Source organism: Malaciobacter sp. (genome assembly GCF_055140965.1).
The window spans coordinates 36,210-54,779 of sequence record NZ_JBSRRO010000021.1 but is presented as its reverse complement, the minus strand read 5'-3'; the positions used below and the strand labels follow the sequence as shown (position 1 = coordinate 54,779).

14 protein-coding genes are annotated in these 18,570 nt (G+C 29.3%); 4 read left to right on the top strand and 10 right to left on the bottom strand.

Annotated elements, in window-relative coordinates; translation table 11 throughout:
- Nucleotides 1-417 precede the first annotated feature (417 nt).
- The 4 genes from guaA to nadB form a co-directional block, all read right to left on the bottom strand.
- On the bottom strand, nucleotides 418-1,953 hold the full coding sequence (guaA, locus tag ACTCCZ_RS07720; protein ID WP_079577517.1) for a glutamine-hydrolyzing GMP synthase: 1,536 nt from the start codon (nucleotides 1,951-1,953) through the stop codon (nucleotides 418-420).
- 110 nt (nucleotides 1,954-2,063) lie between these two features.
- Nucleotides 2,064-2,252 carry a hypothetical protein gene (locus ACTCCZ_RS07715; protein ID WP_079577516.1) on the bottom strand — a complete coding sequence of 63 codons (189 nt, stop codon included), beginning with the start codon at nucleotides 2,250-2,252 and terminating at the stop codon, nucleotides 2,064-2,066.
- Between the two features lie 71 nt (nucleotides 2,253-2,323).
- Nucleotides 2,324-3,706 (bottom strand): sodium:proton antiporter NhaD, encoded by a 1,383-nt coding sequence (gene nhaD / locus ACTCCZ_RS07710; protein ID WP_079577515.1) that lies wholly within the window; start codon nucleotides 3,704-3,706, stop codon nucleotides 2,324-2,326.
- A 52-nt stretch (nucleotides 3,707-3,758) separates the two neighbouring features.
- Nucleotides 3,759-5,216 (bottom strand): L-aspartate oxidase, encoded by a 1,458-nt coding sequence (nadB, locus tag ACTCCZ_RS07705; protein ID WP_079577514.1) that lies wholly within the window; start codon nucleotides 5,214-5,216, stop codon nucleotides 3,759-3,761.
- Between the two features lie 95 nt (nucleotides 5,217-5,311).
- Here nadB and ACTCCZ_RS07700 point away from each other — a divergent pair, with 95 nt between their 5' ends.
- Nucleotides 5,312-5,728: a DciA family protein gene (locus tag ACTCCZ_RS07700; RefSeq protein WP_079577513.1), complete on the top strand. Its 417-nt coding sequence runs from the start codon at nucleotides 5,312-5,314 to the stop codon at nucleotides 5,726-5,728.
- On the opposite strand, the gene ACTCCZ_RS07695 is transcribed toward ACTCCZ_RS07700, so the two are convergent.
- The gene (locus ACTCCZ_RS07695; protein ID WP_079577512.1) at nucleotides 5,712-6,299 is read right to left on the bottom strand and encodes a M48 family metallopeptidase; all 588 of its coding nucleotides are present in this window, start codon (nucleotides 6,297-6,299) and stop codon (nucleotides 5,712-5,714) included. The genes ACTCCZ_RS07700 and ACTCCZ_RS07695 overlap by 17 nt on opposite strands.
- A 93-nt stretch (nucleotides 6,300-6,392) precedes the next feature.
- Here ACTCCZ_RS07695 and ACTCCZ_RS07690 point away from each other — a divergent pair, with 93 nt between their 5' ends.
- The 3 genes from ACTCCZ_RS07690 (at nucleotide 6,393) to ACTCCZ_RS07680 (ending at nucleotide 10,407) form a co-directional block, all read left to right on the top strand.
- Nucleotides 6,393-7,568 (top strand): pyridoxal phosphate-dependent aminotransferase, encoded by a 1,176-nt coding sequence (locus ACTCCZ_RS07690; protein ID WP_079577511.1) that lies wholly within the window; start codon nucleotides 6,393-6,395, stop codon nucleotides 7,566-7,568.
- Complete coding sequence (locus tag ACTCCZ_RS07685; protein WP_079577510.1) at nucleotides 7,565-8,449, top strand: cation diffusion facilitator family transporter; 885 nt, start codon at nucleotides 7,565-7,567, stop codon at nucleotides 8,447-8,449. Before ACTCCZ_RS07690 ends, ACTCCZ_RS07685 begins: the two co-directional genes overlap by 4 nt.
- 143 nt (nucleotides 8,450-8,592) lie before the next feature.
- On the top strand, nucleotides 8,593-10,407 hold the full coding sequence (locus ACTCCZ_RS07680; protein WP_463187239.1) for a methyl-accepting chemotaxis protein: 1,815 nt from the start codon (nucleotides 8,593-8,595) through the stop codon (nucleotides 10,405-10,407).
- A 37-nt stretch (nucleotides 10,408-10,444) separates the two neighbouring features.
- Here ACTCCZ_RS07680 and ACTCCZ_RS07675 read toward each other — a convergent pair whose 3' ends face one another.
- From ACTCCZ_RS07675 to aceF, 5 genes are all read right to left on the bottom strand, one after another.
- Complete coding sequence (locus ACTCCZ_RS07675; RefSeq protein WP_463187238.1) at nucleotides 10,445-12,478, bottom strand: methyl-accepting chemotaxis protein; 2,034 nt, start codon at nucleotides 12,476-12,478, stop codon at nucleotides 10,445-10,447.
- 172 nt (nucleotides 12,479-12,650) lie between these two features.
- The gene (gene metE, locus ACTCCZ_RS07670; protein ID WP_079577507.1) at nucleotides 12,651-14,918 is read right to left on the bottom strand and encodes a 5-methyltetrahydropteroyltriglutamate--homocysteine S-methyltransferase; all 2,268 of its coding nucleotides are present in this window, start codon (nucleotides 14,916-14,918) and stop codon (nucleotides 12,651-12,653) included.
- Nucleotides 14,919-14,980: 62 nt separating this feature from the next.
- A complete protein-coding gene (locus ACTCCZ_RS07665; protein WP_079577506.1) occupies nucleotides 14,981-15,322 on the bottom strand; it encodes a hypothetical protein in 342 nt (113 codons plus the stop codon).
- A gap of 102 nt (nucleotides 15,323-15,424) precedes the next feature.
- Complete coding sequence (gene lpdA / locus ACTCCZ_RS07660) at nucleotides 15,425-16,855, bottom strand: dihydrolipoyl dehydrogenase (RefSeq protein WP_079577505.1); 1,431 nt, start codon at nucleotides 16,853-16,855, stop codon at nucleotides 15,425-15,427.
- 15 nt (nucleotides 16,856-16,870) lie between these two features.
- Nucleotides 16,871-18,568: a dihydrolipoyllysine-residue acetyltransferase gene (gene aceF, locus ACTCCZ_RS07655; protein WP_079577504.1), complete on the bottom strand. Its 1,698-nt coding sequence runs from the start codon at nucleotides 18,566-18,568 to the stop codon at nucleotides 16,871-16,873.
- Nucleotides 18,569-18,570: the final 2 nt, after the last annotated feature.

The following is an 18,570-nucleotide window of genomic DNA, read 5'->3' as shown; positions in this document are numbered from 1 at the left end:
AAAACTTACATAAAAATATGCTCCCAGCATATTTATTATGCTCAAACAGTTACAAAACTTCTCCGAAACAATAAATAAACACTTGGCTTCTCAAATGCGAGAAAGTAGGATATTGACCTTTGCATTTTTTAGTACCATTTAATATTTTCTCTGCCCATTTAGTTAAATAAAAATGAAATAAGAAGCCCATTGGATTTTTAATAAGTATTAGAAAGCCGAATAAAGCTGTATATTTTAGCTTCAGACAAGGAAGAGAAAAAATCAACGATTGAGCTGATTTTATTATCTGACGCAGTATCAGCTTTATTTTCAAATAAAGCGATAGATTTTGTTTAGATTGTGCTAGATTTAGATGAAGATGTACTAAAAGTACCTCAAATCTAAATCTAGTACAAGATGAATAAAAGCTATTCGCTTTTATTCCCACTCAATAGTTGCAGGTGGTTTAGATGAAATATCATAAACAACTCTGTTAATTCCATCAACTTCGTTGATGATTCTTCTAGAAATTGTTTCTAAGATATCATGTGGAATATGTGCAAATGTTGCTGTCATTCCATCTGTTGCTTCTACTATTCTTACACAAACAGTATTGTCATAAGTTCTATTATCACCCATAACACCTACTGATTTTACATTTAGTAAAACTGTAAATGCTTGCCATGTTTTGTCATAATATCCTGATGATCTTAAAACATCTAGCATAATAACATCTGCTTTTCTTAATATCTCTAAATCAGGTTTATTTACATCACCCATAATTCTAATAGCAAGTCCTGGCCCAGGAAATGGATGTCTTCCAATCATATCTTTTGGAAGTCCAAGTTCTAATCCTAATACTCTAACTTCATCTTTAAAGATTTCTCTTAAAGGTTCAATTAGTTCAAATGTCATCCAATCTGGAAGTCCACCAACATTGTGGTGAGATTTGATTGTTTTTGATGGTCCTTTAACTGATACTGATTCAATTACATCTGTATAAAGTGTACCTTGTGCTAAAAACTCTATTCCATCATGTTTTTTTGCTTCTTGGTCAAATACTTCAATAAAAGTTTCACCGATTACTTTTCTTTTTGTTTCAGGATCAGTTACACCCTCAAGTTTTTTCAAGAAAACATCAGTTGCATCAACTGTGATTAAGTCAATTCCTCTTGTACTAAACATAGCTTCTACTTGTTCTCTTTCATTGGCTCTTAAAAGTCCATGATCAACAAACACAGGAATAAGCTGATCTCCTATAGCTTCTGCTAAAAGTGTTGCAACAACAGAAGAATCAACTCCTCCACTTACACCACAAAGTACTTTTTTATCTCCTACTTTATCTTGAATCTTTTTAATTTGCTCTTTTGCAAAAGATCCCATATTCCAAGTAGAGTCACAACCACATATATGTTTTGCAAAGTTCTTAAGTAGTTTTGCACCCTCTTTTGAGTGATATACTTCAGGATGAAATTGAAATGCATATACAAGTCTATTCATATCTGCAATAGCTGCATATGGAGAGTTTTCACTAGTTGCGATTTTTTCAAATCCTTCTGGAATTTTTTCTACTCTATCTCCATGTGACATCCAAACTATTTGACCATCAGTTGTATCTTTGAAGATATCACTCTCTTTTTCAAATTTCAGTTGCGCTTTTCCATATTCGTGATGATCTGCTGGAATTACACTTCCTCCAAAATGTTGAGAAATTAACTGCATTCCATAACAAATACCTAAAATAGGAAGACCTAAATTAAAAATCTCTTCATCTGGATGATAAGCATCTTTACCATAAACAGATGCTGGTCCACCACTTAAAATTATTCCTTTAGGAGTTCTAGCCTTAATATCTTCGATATTTTCATTAAATGGAACAATTTCACTATATACTCCAGACTCTCTTAGTTTTCTAGCAATGATTTGAGTATATTGACTACCAAAATCCAATACAACAATTGGTACATGTTTCATATATTATTTTCCTTAATTGATTTTAACACTTGGAGTGATTAATATTACTTTTTATTTTAGTTGTTATGATAGCTAAAAAGTAGTAAATTTTTAGTTAATCATAAAATAGTTTAAGAATTTTCTTTTTCTTGAAGATTTGTTTTCCCACACTTTGGACAAGGATTTCCTTTATCACTATAGCAAGAATAACAAAATTTTGTATCACAAGTTTCACAACTATATTTACAATGCTTACATACAAAAGTATTAGTTCTTTTTATTTTTTTATTCTTTTTTTTATTAAATAGCCATCCAAACATAAACAAACCTTTGTATATAAAAAAAGCCACTAAGAAAAACTTAGTGGCTTTTTTTGTTTTATCAAAATAATCTAATGCCCTATTCCTAAAACTTGATATTGTAAATACCATACTCCAATAGAAGCAAAATATCCCAATACAATTGTCCAAGCATATTTCATATGAGATCCAAATGTATAAATCCCATGTAATTTTCCCATAACACCAACACCAGCAGCACTACCAAATGAAATCATAGAACCACCAATACCAGCTGTTAATGTTACTAGCATCCATTGATCAAGTCCCATCTCTGGACTAGCTTTTAATACAGCTGACATTACTGGAATATTATCAACAATTGCAGATAAGAACCCAACACCAATATTTGACCATGTTGGTCCTAATACTGATGGATCATAAACAACTGCTGCTAAGGCTAACCATCCTAAGAAATACAATCCTCCAACAGCTGCTAAAATACCAAAGAAAAATAACAGTGTGTTATTTTCAATTTTTGCAATTGAGTCAAAAATATTAAAGTGATCTTTTCCATATTTTCTATTAAGTCCATAAGAATATACTTTTAATAAAGCAAGACCAAACATCATACCCCACATAGCAGGTAAATGTAATACTTGATGCGATATTACAGCACAAACAATTGTAAATATTCCAAGTCCCATTATTGTTTTTGCACCATCACCAAGTTCAGGTCTTTTCTCTTTTGTAGCATCAAAAGCTGGAACTTCATTTGGAACAAATCTAGATAATAAAAATGCAGTTATTAAATAACCAACAATTGCAGACGGAAATAAAAATAAGAAATCAGAAAATGCACCTTTTTTTGCTGTCCATGCCATAAGTGTAGTAATATCACCAAAAGGAGACCAAGCACCACCAGCATTTGCTGCAACTACAATATTTATTGCACCAGGAACCAAAAAGTCTTTTCTATTTTTTTCAATAGTAATTAATACAGTTGATAAGATCAATGCAGTTGTTAAGTTATCTGCAATTGGAGATAAGAAAAATGCGATAAAACCAGTAGCCCAAAAAAGTTTTCTATAAGTAAAACCTTTTGAAACTAAGTTATATTTTAATCTATCAAATACATTCATATGAATCAAAGATTCAATATAAGTCATTGCAACAAATAAGAAAAAGAAAATCTCTGCGATTTCTAAAATCAAGTGTTGCGCTTGTGTATGAACCAAGTCCATATTTAAATCATTAAGTGCATAATAAATAGCAATTAAAATAAAAATAAAAGTCCCTATAAATAAAGCAGGTTTTGCCTTATCAATATGATACTTCTCTTCTGCTGCAACAAAATAATATCCAATCACAAATATTATTAGTGATGCAAACCCAATCCATGTCATTGTTAAATCAGGTATTTGTGTTGTACTAGCTGAACTTGATGCAAATGCAGCTAATGAACAAAATATCATTGATAACATAATCTTTAACATTAATTCTCCTCGATGTTATATAATTTAATTTTATAGTTTTATTATAAACTTATTATTTATCTTCTTCTAAAAAGTGAGCCCCTAAAGACTCTTTTCTATTCACAGCTGCTTGAAGTATTGATTGTGCAGTTAATAACCTCAATCTTAAAAGTCTTCCAACATCTTGTTGTAAAAACTTTTGAACTTCACTTAAAGCATATTCTAAATTACTCTGTTTTCTTACAATTGCAGCATTTTCCCACATAAGTTTTCTTAGTGAATTTTTAATATCTTTATCAATTTGATTATTTCTTGTGTAAGATAATATCTTTTTATTATAATCTTTATATGATATTTTAAAATTATTTTTCAAACTGTGTTCAACGGCAATTTTTGAAAATACAATACCCTCCAATAAAGAGTTTGAAGCAAGTCTATTTGCTCCATGAACTCCTGTACAAGCTGCTTCACCTACTACATAAAGGTTTTTCATGTTAGTTATTTTTGCATTTGAATCAGTAGGAATTCCGCCCATAGTATAATGAAAAGCAGGTGAAATTGGAACTCTTTCAAAAGGTAACTCAAAACCTATGTCTTTTAAGTTTGCATAAATGTTTGGAAATCTTTTTATAAAGAACTCTTTTTCAAAGTTTTCAAATGATAAAAATACTTTTTTTCTATTTTTTTTAGCATAATCAAATATAGCACGGCTAACTACATCTCTTGGAGCTAGCTCACCATCTTCATGATAATCAAAGACGAATCTTTTTCCATCTTCATCTACAATATGTGCACCCTCTCCTCTTAAAGCTTCACTTAAAAGTGGCTTTCTAGCAAAATGTGTACCTTTTACAACAGTTGGATGAAACTGTATCATTTCCATATCTTTTAATTGTATACCTTTTTCTAAACAAATACCTTGTACTTCTCCTGCAATTGTAGTTGAGTTAGTATGATATTTATACAAAGAACCAACACCACCACTTGCAATGATTGTATTGTGTGCATATACAACTTTCTCTTCTGTTTCATTTATAAAAAATTGTGCCCCATAACAGACATCATTTTCTATTAATAAATCAGAAACAACAGCTTCTGTTAGTATTTCATGAGCAAACTGCTCAATTAAAAACATATGTATCATTCTACCAGTAGCATCACCATCTGCATGTAAAATTCTACTTCTAGAGTGAGCTGCTTCTTTAGTAAAAGCTAACTCTCCTTTAGAATTTAAGTCAAACTTCAAACCAGCATCAATTAAATCATGTATTGCGCTCAATGAGTTCTTACTAAGTATTTCAACAGCATTTTTATCATTATAATTAACACCTGCTGTTAAAGTATCTTTGATATGAAGGGGGATATCTTTATCATCAACGGCTGTGGCTACTCCACCTTGAGCCCAAAAAGTATTACAATCCCAAGGGGATTTTTTACATACTAGTAATACTTTTTTATCTTTTGGAATTAACCTTGCTGCATTTAATCCAGCAACACCAGAACCTATAATTAAATAGTCATATACTTGCATTATTTTTTAGCTTCTATTTTATTATCATCATAAACGGGATTGGCTTTATATCCGCATCCATTTAAAGCTAATAAAAAAACTGCTATAATAGCAATATGAAAAAAGTTTCTACAATTCTTAATCATCTTAAACAAAATCCTGAATTCAGGAAAATCAATACCAATGAAGCTATGCAAAGGTTAATTAGTGTATTACCTTTGAAACTAAAAAAGGGTATAAAGTTTACTTACATAAAAAATGAAACCTTATACTTTGTATTAACTCATCCTGTTTATAAAATGGAATTCGAGTATAACAAAGCTTTAATAAATTCACTATTAAGTAGTGCGCATATGACCAATATTAATGATATAAAATTTTTTGTAACAAATAAAAGAGAAAAAAAGCAAGAAGAAAATATTATATATGAAAAGTATGATGAAAGGTCTTATGGTATATTTAGAAACAGCATAAAAGACCCAAAACTTCATAGAATATTTGAAGAGATAAGAGAGCTTATAAAAAGCTCTTAAGTAACTCTTCTCTTCTTTTATAATCTTCACAATAAACTTTCACAAAATCCCAAAAATTTCTAGAATGATTTTTATGTTTAATATGTGCTAATTCATGAATTACTATATACTCTATTACTTCAAGGGGAAATTTTACAAGTAATATATTGAAATTAATTTCGTTTTTATAATTGCATGAGCCCCATGTTCTCTTATTTTTTCTATATTTAATCAATGTAGGGAAAAGATTCATTTCATTTGAATACTTTTCAACAATAGGTGGAATTAATCTTTTTGCTTCTTCTTTATAAAAACTATTTAAATCTCTACTATCAAGATTTTTATGTTTTACTCCTAAATAATAAAATTCATCTTCATCTAGTCTATTTAAGGATAATCTTTCAATATTTTTTTCTATCCAATTTAACTTTTTTTCTATTAGATTTTTTGCATCATCTATGCTAAAGTATCTATTTGCTCTAATTTGTAACACTTCACTACTTAAAATTCGTAAATAACAGTGTTTCATGCCAACTCTTTTTTCTAATTTAACTGTTATTGGCTTATTGTTAACTTTAATTTTAAATTCCAAACGCTTCCTTAAGCTAGTATTCGATAAAATCTTTTTTATTATATTACCCGTATAATATTAACATAATGAAAATTATTTAGAGGAAAAAAGCTAATGAAAATTGCCCAGAGAATGGAGAAATTATCTCCGTCAGTTACAATGGCTATTACTGCTTTAGGGAGAGAACTAAAAGCACAAGGTAGAGACATTTTAAGTTTTAGTGCAGGGGAACCTGATTTTGATACTCCAGATATTATTAAAAAAGCTGCTATAAAAGCTATAAATGATGGAAAGACGAAATACACGTCTGTTGAGGGTATCACAGAGACTAAACAAGCAATAATAAACAAGCTAAAAAGAGACCATGGTCTTGAGTATAAATTAGAGCATATTGTTATTAGTAATGGAGCGAAGCATTCACTATTTAATCTTTTTCAATCACTAATTAGTAAAGGTGATGAAGTAATTATTCCAGCTCCTTGTTGGGTAACTTATCCAGAACAAGTTAAATTTTCTGATGGAGTTCCTGTATTTATTGAAACTGATGATTCAACAAAATTTAAAATTACTGCTGAGCAATTAAAAAAAGCAATTACATCAAAAACAAAAGCATTACTTTTAAATTCACCATCAAACCCAACTGGTGCTGTTTATTCTAAAAAAGAGTTAGAAGAGATAGGAAAAGTACTTGAGGGAACTGATATAATTGTATTATCAGATGAAATGTATGAAAAAATCATTTATGATGGTAGTGAGTTTACTGCTGCTGCACAAGTAAGTGAAGATATGTTTGAAAGAACAGTTACTATAAATGGACTAAGTAAAGCTGTTGCTATGACTGGATGGAGATTTGGATATATTGCAACACCTAAAATAAAAATAGTTAAAGCAATGATAAAATTTCAAGGTCAAGTAACATCAAATGTTAATACTATGACACAATATGCAGCTATCCCTGCACTTGAGGGTAAAGCTGATAAAAGTATTGCTATCATGAGAGCAAAATTTGAAAAAAGAAGAGATATTGCAGTAAAAGCTTTTAATGCAATAAAAGGTGTATCATGTGTTGTACCTAAAGGTTCATTTTATTTATTTGTTAATATCAAAGAAGTAACAGATAATTCTATAAAATTCTGTGAACAACTTCTTGAAGAAGAAGGTGTTGCAGTAGTTCCTGGACTTGCTTTTGGAGCAGAGGGATACTTTAGATTCTCTTTTGCTACTGATTTAGAAAGTATAGAAAAAGGTATAAAAAGAATCAAAAAATTTATCGAAAAAGGTATAAAATGACACTTCAAAAAAAAGCTACGCTTGTATCTTCAAGCGTAGCTGCTCTTTTAACACTAATCAAATTAATTATTGGTATTACAAGTGGTTCAGTTGCTGTTTTAGCTTCTGCTGTTGATTCTGTTTTAGATATGTTTGTATCAATATTTAATTATTTTGCTATTTCAAATGCTGAAAAACCTGCTGATAAAACATTTAATTATGGAAGAGGAAAGATTGAAGCCTTAGCTTCTGTAATTGAGGGTACAATTATCACCTTATCTGGTATATTTTTACTTTATCAAGCAATAAAAAAAGCATATACAAATGAAGTTTCACAATATTTAAATATATCACTAACTGTTATGATTATTTCACTTATAATTACAATATCATTGGTTCTATATTTAAATTTTGTAGCAAAAAAAACAAACAATATGGTAATAAAAGCAGATGCTTTACACTACAAAACTGATGTATATACAAATGTTGCTGTATTAGTATCACTAGTTTTAGTAAATCTTACAGGTTATGAAATAGTTGATGCTATTGTTGGTGGATGTATAGCACTTTTTATTATATATTCAGCTTTTGAACTAATAAAAGATGGAGTTTTAATACTTCTTGATAGAGCAGTTGATGATGAAATAGTAAAAAGTATAGAAAATATAATCAGAACAACTCAAAAAGTAAATACATATCATTTATTAAAAACAAGAGAAGCAGGGAGTCAAACCTTTGTTGAAGTACACTTAGTCTTTGATTGTTTAATTACTCTAATGGATGCACATAGAACCTCTGATAAAATTGAAGAACAAATAAAAAAACTTGATGAAAAAAGAGATTGGGTTATAAATATCCATATGGATCCATATGATGACTCACAAGTAAATAAAGAAAAATAACTAAAATAAACATCTATTAAGTTTATCAAATAAAACTTCCAAGTCAAATATAGATTAATTTTTTATATATCTTTTAAGTATAATTCATATACCATAAAGGAAAAAAATTTTCTTTAGAAAATTTTTAAATTATAGGAGAAATTATGTTTAAAGATATTACTATTTCTAAAAAACTATACACAGGATTTGCTTTTATGCTTTTGATTATTATTTTGATTTCTTCAATTGGAATAATAAAAGTTAAATTTATTGATGAAACACTAAATGAAGTAGTTGAAGTAAATTCAGTAAAACAAAGATATGCTATAAATTTCAGAGGTAGTGTTCATGATAGAGCTATTGCAATAAGAGATTTAGTTTTAGCACAAAATAGTCAAGATTTATTATTTGAAAAATCACTTGAAGATATAAAAAGATTAGAGAAGTTTTATATAAAATCTGCAAAACCATTAGATAAGATATTTCAAGAAGGACTAAATGTAGATTCTGAAGAAAAAATAATTCTTTCAAAAATAAAAAATATAGAAAAATCTACTCTTCCACTAGTTGATAAAATAATAAAATTAAAACAAAAAGGAGATAATCAAAAAGCAAAAGATATACTTCTTTTTGAAGCAAAAGACAATTTTACAAACTGGCTTAAAGTAATTAATGAATTTATTGATTATCAAGAAAATAAAAACCAAATCGCAACTCCAAAGGCAAGAGAAGTAGCAAGTAGTTTTTCATATACAATGATTACTATTTTAGTTATTGCTTTATTTTTAGGTATTTTAATTGCATATTTAATTTCAAGTCAATTAATAAAATCAGTTCAAAAAGTACAAAATGGCTTAGAAGATTTCTTTAGCTTTATAAATAAACAAAAGCCTAATACAAACTTAATTGATCTTGATTCAAAAGATGAGTTAGGGCAAATGGCAAAAATCATAAATCACAATATTCAAAAAACTGAAAAATCTATAAAACAAGATGAACTTTTTGTAAAAGATATAGCAAGATTTGCAAAAGATATTGGAGAAGGTAACCTTTGTTCTAAGATTGAAGCAAATACAAGTACAGACTCATTGCAAGAGCTAAAAAATATATTAACAAAAATGCAAACAGAATTAGAGATAAATGTTGCAAGAGATATTCCTTTACTTTTAAATGTTCTAAAAAGCTATAAAGAGCATGACTTTACAGTAAGATTTCCAAATGCAAAAGAGAAAGTTTCTATTGCTATAAATGAACTTGGTGATATAATATCAAACTTATTAAAACAGTCATTGCAAGTGGGTAAAACACTAGATAAATCATCAAGCTTACTTATAGAAAATGTAAATGAGTTAAATATTAGTTCAAATGAAGCAGCAGCTTCACTTGAACAAACTTCAGCATCATTAGATGAGATTACACAAAGTGTAAAAAGTAACTCAAACAATGTAGTAAATATGACACAACTATCTTTACAAGTTGATAGCTCAGCAAAAGAGGGTCAAAGCTTAGCAAAGAATACATCTATTGATCAAATAGCATTCCAAACAAATATTCTTTCACTTAATGCAGCAGTTGAAGCAGCAACAGCAGGTGAAAGTGGAAAAGGCTTTGCAGTTGTTGCAGCTGAAGTTAGAAACCTTGCAAACAGAAGTGCACAAGCTGCTAAAGAGATAAAAAAGATAGTTGAGAATGCAACATTAAAAGCAACTACAGGAAAACAAACAAGTGATAAGATGATTGAGGGGTATGAAAAATTATTAGAAAACATCGATAAGACAACTAAAACAATAAAAGATATCGCAACTGCTTCACAAGAGCAAGAAAATAGTATCTCTCAAATCAATGATGCAATTAATCTTTTAGATAAGCAAACTCAAAAAAATGCATCAATAGCAGCACAAACAAAAGAGATAGCAACAAATAATGATAATATTTCAAAAGAGATAGTATTAAATCTTCAAGATAAAAAGTTCGACTAAAAAATAAAGAAGAGAAGCCTCTTCTTTATTCAATAGATTACTCCTTAAATTTTTTCTCATTAACAGCACTTAAAATTTCACTAGCAATTGTAGCTGTATTTACTGCAATATTATGAGTTTCACTAGCAACAGAAGCATTTTTTTGTGTTTGTTGATCAAGTCTAGTAATTACATCATTAATCTGCTCAATACTAATTTTTTGCTCTTTTGAAGCATCAGAAATATCTTTAATGGCTTCTGTAGTTTTATTTATATTCTCATTTAAAGATTTATATCCCTCTATCATTTCAGAAGAGATAGCTTTACCTTCATCAACTGCAAAGCCTTTTCCACTTTCACCTGCTGTTGCTGCTTCAACTGCTGCATTAAGTGAAAGAATATTTGTTTGGAATGCTATTTGATCAATAACTGTAATTGCTTCTGCAATTGATTGTGTTTGTTCATTGATATCATCCATTGATTTAGCAGTTGAGTTTGCTAATTTATTACCTTGATTAATAGAATTAAGTAAATCATTTGAGTGTTCTGACATATCCCCTATTCTATTTGTGTTATTGATAATTGTACTTGTAATCTCTTCAACTGCTGCTGCTGTTTCTTCAAGTGAAACTGCTGTATCATTTGAAGCTTTATTTAGTATATCTACATTATAAAGCAATGTTTTTGAACTTTTTTCTAGATTTTGACCATTGTCTTTATTCTCTCTTAACATTTCATTTATGATTTCACATAAATTGTTCAATCCTTTAGATACTTTTCCATCAGGATTTTTTATCATATTTACAAAGTTCAGTTTTGAGTACTCTTCTAAAACATTTAAAATTGGATTGATGTCACTATTTACATTTGCGTTAATAGTTTTTATCATCTCATTTAAAATATCTTTTAACTCATTTAATGATTTATTTGATGTAGATTTTTTCACTAATACATCAAGCTTACCTTCATTTATATAATTTACAACTGTTTTTACTTCTTCAATAAGTATTTTATCTTCTTCAAAACTTTTTGCAACTTGATTCATCTCTTCATTTAGTGTAGAAGCCATACTTTCAAACTCATCATTGCTTTTTATATCTAAAACTTTTATCTCTTTTTCTTCACCTTTTAAGTATTTAAAAAAGAAATTCAAGCCATCTTCTAAGGTTTGTAAAGGAGAAAGTAGCTTAATTAGTGTAAATAACAAAATAGATAAAATAATTGCAAGTAAAATTACATACAAGATAATCTCTTTTGTAATACTTGAAATTATCTCATCAAAAATTTCATCTTTGTCTAACTGTATTACAAAATTCCAACCAGTTGATTCAATACTGCTATATGCAGCTAATAAATCTCTATTTTTTAAAGTAGCTTCATAAAAAGCAGTTTTTTCACCCTCTTTTTTTATCTGTTTGAAAACTTCACTTTGTTTATTTACTAAATCTTTATTTTTATGAATTAATAATGTACCATCATCATGAACTAAATAACCAAAACCTGTGTTTTTTAATTTTATATTTAATACTGATTCAACAATTGTATCTATAAAAATATCAGAACCTATTACACCAAGAACTTCTCCATTTTTGATAAATGGTGTATAAACAGTAACAACTAATTTTTTTGTTGTTACATCAATATATGGTTTAGAAATTCCTGCTTTTTTGTCTTTAACAGCTTGTTTATACCAAGGTCTTGTTCTTGAATCATAGTCATCTTTTTCAATACTTAAAATTGTTCCATCTGATTGTATTAATCTACCATCAGTTTTCATCCCTAAATACACATCATAAAACTTACCAGCTTTTATTGCCAAATTTAATTTATCAATAACTTCTTTATTTTCATGAGAGATATTAAATGAAGGTAATTCTTGCGCTAATGCATTTACAATATCAACTTTTGCTTGAAAAAAACTCTGAATATATTTTGAACTATCAGAAGCTAATTGCAACTCTCTTTGTTTAATACTATTATATTGTGAATTATACTCACTACTTGCACTATCATATGCCAAAAAAGTAAAAGCAACTATAATACAAATTGATACAATCGCTAATACTTTAGTTTTAAGTCCCCGTCTTCCCATACTTATCCTTTGCCATAACAATTTCACTTTATTATAATATTTTTTATAAAACAAAACAATAAGTTAAAAAATAATTTTTTAAAAGGTTGGAAGCATACTAAACTTTAGCTACTAATTGATTACAAACTATAAAATAATCTAAAAAAGAGGATATAAAAATATCCTCTTTTTGTTATTTTTCATCTCTTACTTGTTTTACAGCCTTTACCATGTTTTCCAAACTTTGTTTTACTTCAGGCCATTTTCTAGTTTTTAAGCCACAATCTGGATTTATCCATAGTTGCTCTTTTGGTAAAACTTCAAGTAAAGCTTTTATTTGCTCAACCATCTCTTCTACACTTGGAACTCTTGGACTATGAATATCATAAACACCAGGACCAACTTCTTGTTTGTATCCTACTTTCTTAAATATTTTAAGTAATTCATTTCCACTTCTTGCTGTTTCAATAGAGATTACATCTGCATCCATTGCTTCTATTGTTTTAATGATATCATTAAACTCACTATAACACATGTGAGTATGAATTTGAGTATCTATTTTAGCCTTACTAACACTTAATCTAAAGTTTTCAACTGCCCATTTTTCATACTTGCTAATATTTTCATCTCTTAAAGGATACCCCTCTTTAAATGCAGCCTCATCAACTTGAATCATCTTTATACCCGCATTTTGTAAATCATCAACCTCTTTTGCAATTGCTAAAGCTATTTGACGCGCAACTTCATTTCTTGGTTTATCATCTCTTACAAAAGACCAATTTAAAATTGTTACAGGACCTGTTAACATACCTTTTACTATCTTTTTAGTTCTGCTTTGTGCATATTTAATCCACTCTACTGTCATTGGATTTTCTCTTGTAACATCACCAAAAATCAATGGTGGTTTAACGCATCTACTTCCATAAGATTGAACCCATGCATTTTTAGTAAAAGCAAATCCATCAAGTAACTCTCCAAAATACTCAACCATATCATTTCTTTCTGGTTCACCATGAACTAATACATCAAGTCCTATACTTTCTTGAAAAGCTATACAATCATCAATATACTCTTTTATTTGAAGCTCATACTGCTCTTTTGAAATAAGACTGTTTTTATACTCTCTTCTATTTTTCCTAATTTCTTGTGTTTGAGGGAAAGAGCCAATTGTTGTAGTTGCTAAATCTTCATATTTAAAAAACTCTCTTTGTGCTTTTATTCTATCTTCAAACTTATCTTTTCTCTCATTTATTTTTAGTTTTGATAACTCTTCTTGAACTTTTTTATTATGAATTTTTGTAGAATCTTTTCTACTTTCATTATCTTCTTGGTTTCTTTTTAATTGTGATTTATCTTCTAAACTCAACTCTTCATTAAAAAATAGTTTAGAGATAAGTTTTAATTCAAGAAGTTTCTCTTTTGCAAAACTAAGCCAAGATTTTATATCACTATCAAGTGCTGTTTCATACTCTAAAGTAAAAGGCACATGTAAAAGTGAGCAAGAAGTAGATACTAAAATCTTACTTTTTGAAACCTTTTTAGCTATTTCATCTAAAAGTTCAACTTTTTTTGAAATATCACTTTTCCATACATTTCTTCCATCAACAACACCAGCAATTAAAACTTTATTTGAAGCTTCAATTTCTTCTAAGACTTCAAAGTTTTTACTTCCGTATACAAAATCAAGTGCAAGTGCCCAAATTGGAATATTTACTAAAATTTTTGTTGCTTCATTTGAGTGTTCAAAATATGTTGCAACTACTACTTTTATATTTGATGAAACCTTTGCAAGCTTGTCATACACAGGTTTTATTAAAGATAATACCTTTGAATCTAAATCCTTTACAAATAAAGGTTCATCAAACTGAACTATTATCTCTTCATCAAGTAAACTAAGCTCTTCTAAAAGTTTGCAATACTGCTCAACTACACTATTTATATGTAAAAAAGTATCACTATTATCAACTGATTTTGAAAGACCTAAATATGTAATAGGCCCTACTAAATTTATTTTTGTTTTTACTGCAAAATCTTTTGCTTCTTTAAACTCACTAATTACTTTTTTACTATTTAATTTAAACTTTGTATTTTTTGAAATCTCTGGAACGATATAGTGATAATTTGTATTAAACCACTTTGTCATTTCCATTGCAACAGCATCTTTATTACCCCTTGCCATTGCAAAATATAACTCTTCATCTTCTAAGTTTTCAAATCTTTGTGGAATTGCTCCAAGTAAGATTGTAGTATCAAGCATATTATCATAATATGAAAAATCATTTGATGAGATATACTCAACTTTCGCACTTTTTTGATATGCCCAATGCCTCTTTTTTAACTCATTTGCTACATATTTAACTTCTCCAAAGTCAACTTCACCTGACCAAAAACTCTCTAAAACTTTTTTAAGCTCTCTTTTTTCTCCAATTCTTGGAAATCCGATAACATAATTTTTAGACATTACTTTATCCTTATATTTTTATTATTTTATTTTGATATGATTTTTTGTTATATAATTAAGAATTAGATAGTTTGTGGTGGATGTACGCCAGTTCTTCTAAACGCAAAGAACTTACAATAGTAAGGACATCTTGGAATAAATTTAAAAAGTGCAACAGCTAAACGTGCTTTTTTTCTAAATACACAATCACAATGACAAGGTTTGCTTTTTATAACAAAACAGTTTATTAGTGTTAATTCTTCATTGCAGACTGATTCATCTTCATTTTCATCAGAAAAACTGAACTTTTCAATATTAAGATATTTTTTAAAAGTTGTAGCCATGCCATGAAGTCTTTGTTCTACTGCATAAGCAAGTATTGATGACAGTGAAAAATAGTTTTTTCCAAAACCAATAGGTTTCATAGCTACTCCTTTTAAAATTTTAGTTCACAATTATAACTTAAAAAAATTAAAATTATAAGTATAAACTATGTTTTTTTTAAATATTTTACAAAAAAGAGTAAATTATTTACTCTTTTTTGCTTTTGCGTTTGGAAGATCTGTGATACTTCCCTCATAAATCTCTGCTGTTAAACCAACAGATTCATGCAGTGTTGGATGAGCATGTATTGTAAGAGCGATATCTTCTGCATCACAATCCATCTCAAGTGCAAGTCCAATTTCACCTAATAACTCACCAGCATTATCTCCAACAATTGCTCCACCAACTAAAGTGTTGTCTTTTTTATCAAAGATAAGCTTTGTAAAAGCATTTTCACTTACATCACTTGCTAAGGCTCTACCAGAAGCAGACCAAGGGAAAGTTGAAACTTCATAATCAATTCCAGCCTCTTTTGCCTCTTTTTCAGTCAATCCTGCCCATGCAATTTCTGGGAAAGTATAAGCAATTGAAGGAATCATTTTTGGTTCAAAGAAATGTTTTTTACCAGCAATTACCTCAGCTGCAACATGCCCCTCATGAACACCTTTATGTGCAAGCATTGGCTGACCAACAATATCACCAACTGCAAAGATATTATCTACATTTGTTCTTAGTTGTTTATCAACTTCAATAATACCCCAATCATTTACATTAACACCTGCATTTTCAAGTCCTAACATTTTTCCATTTGCAGCTCTTCCAATAGCAACTAAAACAGCATCATATACAATAGGTTCAGCACTAACACCCTCACCTTCCATAGAAACATGAATTCCATCATCTTTTGCTTCTACTTTAGCAACTTTTGTATTTAACATAATATTAAATCTATCTTTGTTTGCTTTTGTATATGCTTTAATTACATCTTTATCAGCAACAGGAACTAACTGATCTTGCATCTCAACAACATCAATAGAAGAACCTAATTTTTGATAAACTGTACCCATTTCAAGTCCAATAATTCCACCACCCATAATAAGTAGTTTTTTTGGAACTTCTTTTAATCTTAAAGCATCAGTTGAATCCCAAATTCTTGGATCTTCATGGGGAATAAATGGTAATTCAATAGGTCTTGAACCAGCTGCAATAATTGCATTATCAAATTTTACGATTGTCTCTTCATCACCATTTTTAACTGATACACTATTTTTATCAATAAAAGTTGCAGTTCCATTAACAACTGTAACTTTTCTCATTTTAGCCATAGCAGATAAACCATCTGTTAGTTTTTTTACTACACCATCTTTGTATGACCCAACTTTATCTAACTCAATATTTGGTTTTGAAAAATTTACACCATGATGTGAAATCTCTTCTGCTTCTTCAATAACTTTAGCTACATGTAAAAGTGCTTTTGATGGAATACATCCAACATTTAAACAAACTCCACCTAAAGTATTGTGCTTTTCTACTAAAACTACATCAAAACCTAAATCAGCACTTCTAAAAGCAGCAGAGTATCCAGCTGGCCCTGCTCCTATTACTAATACTTGTCCTTTAACTTCTTTACTCATATTTACCTCGATTTATTATAAAAGTAATAATCTAATATCACTTAGTAATTTTGATAGTGTTGTTGTAAATCTAGCGCCATCTGCACCATCAATAACTCTATGGTCATATGATAATGATAATGGAAGCATTAATCTTGGCTCAAATTTCTCACCATCCCATTTTGGTTTAATTTCAGATTTTGATAAACCTAAAATAGCAACTTCTGGTGCATTTATAATTGGAGTAAATGCAGTTCCTCCAATTCCACCAAGACTAGAGATTGTAAAACAAGCACCTTGCATATCTTGTGCTTTTAATTTTCCATCTCTTGCTTTAATAGAAATCTCTTTTAACTCTAAAGATAACTCTTCAATTCCTTTTTTATCAACATCTTTAAGTACAGGAACTACAAGTCCATTTGGTGTATCAACTGCAACTGCTATATTAATATACTTTTTAAGAATAATACTTTGACCATCAGGACTTAATGATGAGTTAAAATTAGGATGCAACTCTAATGCTTTTGCAACAGCTTTTAAAGCAAATACAAGAGGAGAAATCTTAACACCATTCTCTTTTTTAGCTAAAAGTTCATTTTGTGCTTTTCTAAACTCTTCAAGTTCAGAAATATCAGCTTCATCAAACTGTGTAATATGAGGAATTCCAAGCCAGTTTCTATGTAAACTAGGTCCAGATATTTTTTGAATTCTACTCATTTCAACAGTTTCAATTTCACCAAATTTTGAAAAGTCAACTGGTTTTAATTTTGGTAAATCAAAGCCTAGACCCGAATCAGTATTTCCAGAAGATTGAGATGATGGTTTACTTAATTCTGATTTGATAAATAGTCTTACATCTTCTTTTAAAATTCTATTTTTTCTTCCTGTTCCACTAACTTTTGATAAATCAACACCAAACTCTCTTGCAATTCTTCTAACAGATGGAGAAGCATAAACTTTTCCAGTTGTTTTTACAGGTTCTGCTTGAGTTTGTGATGAACTGTTTTGCTCTTTTGATTCTTCTTTTACTTCTTCAGCTTCAACTTTAGTTGTAGGCTCTTTTGTCTCTTTTTTAGTAGCAGGTTTTGAAGCAACTGTTGTTTCAACTGTTTTTTCAATTTTACCAATAACTGTTCCAGTTGATACTTTATCTCCTGCTTTAACAGTTAATTCAACAATCTTTCCTTTAGCTGGTGCTGGAACATCCATAGTTGCTTTTTCTGTTTCTAATGTAATAAGTCCATCTTCTTCTTCAACTTCATCACCAGCACTAACAGATATTTCAATTACATCAACTTCACCATCTTCACCTAAATCAGGAACAACTATATCTTCTACAACACTTGAAGTTTCAACACTTTGAGACTCTTCTTGTTCTTCTTCTTTTGGCTCTTCTTCTTTTTGTGTTTCTTGTTTTGCTTCTTCTTTTGGTTCTTCTTTAATCTCTTCTTTTGGTTCTTCTTTAATCTCTTCTTTTGGCTGTTCATCTTGTGTACTACCTTCTTTTTTCATAGTACACACTAAATCACCCTCAGAAAGTTTATCTCCAGCTTTTACATTAATTGATTCAATAGTTCCACCAAAATTTGCAGGAATATCCATAGATGCTTTTTCCGTTTCTACAACAATTATAGCCCCTTCTTCTTCAATTGAATCTCCTGCACTAACACAAACTTCAATTACTTCTACTTCTTCTCCACCAACATCTGGTAGTTTAATTTCTTCTATACTCATTA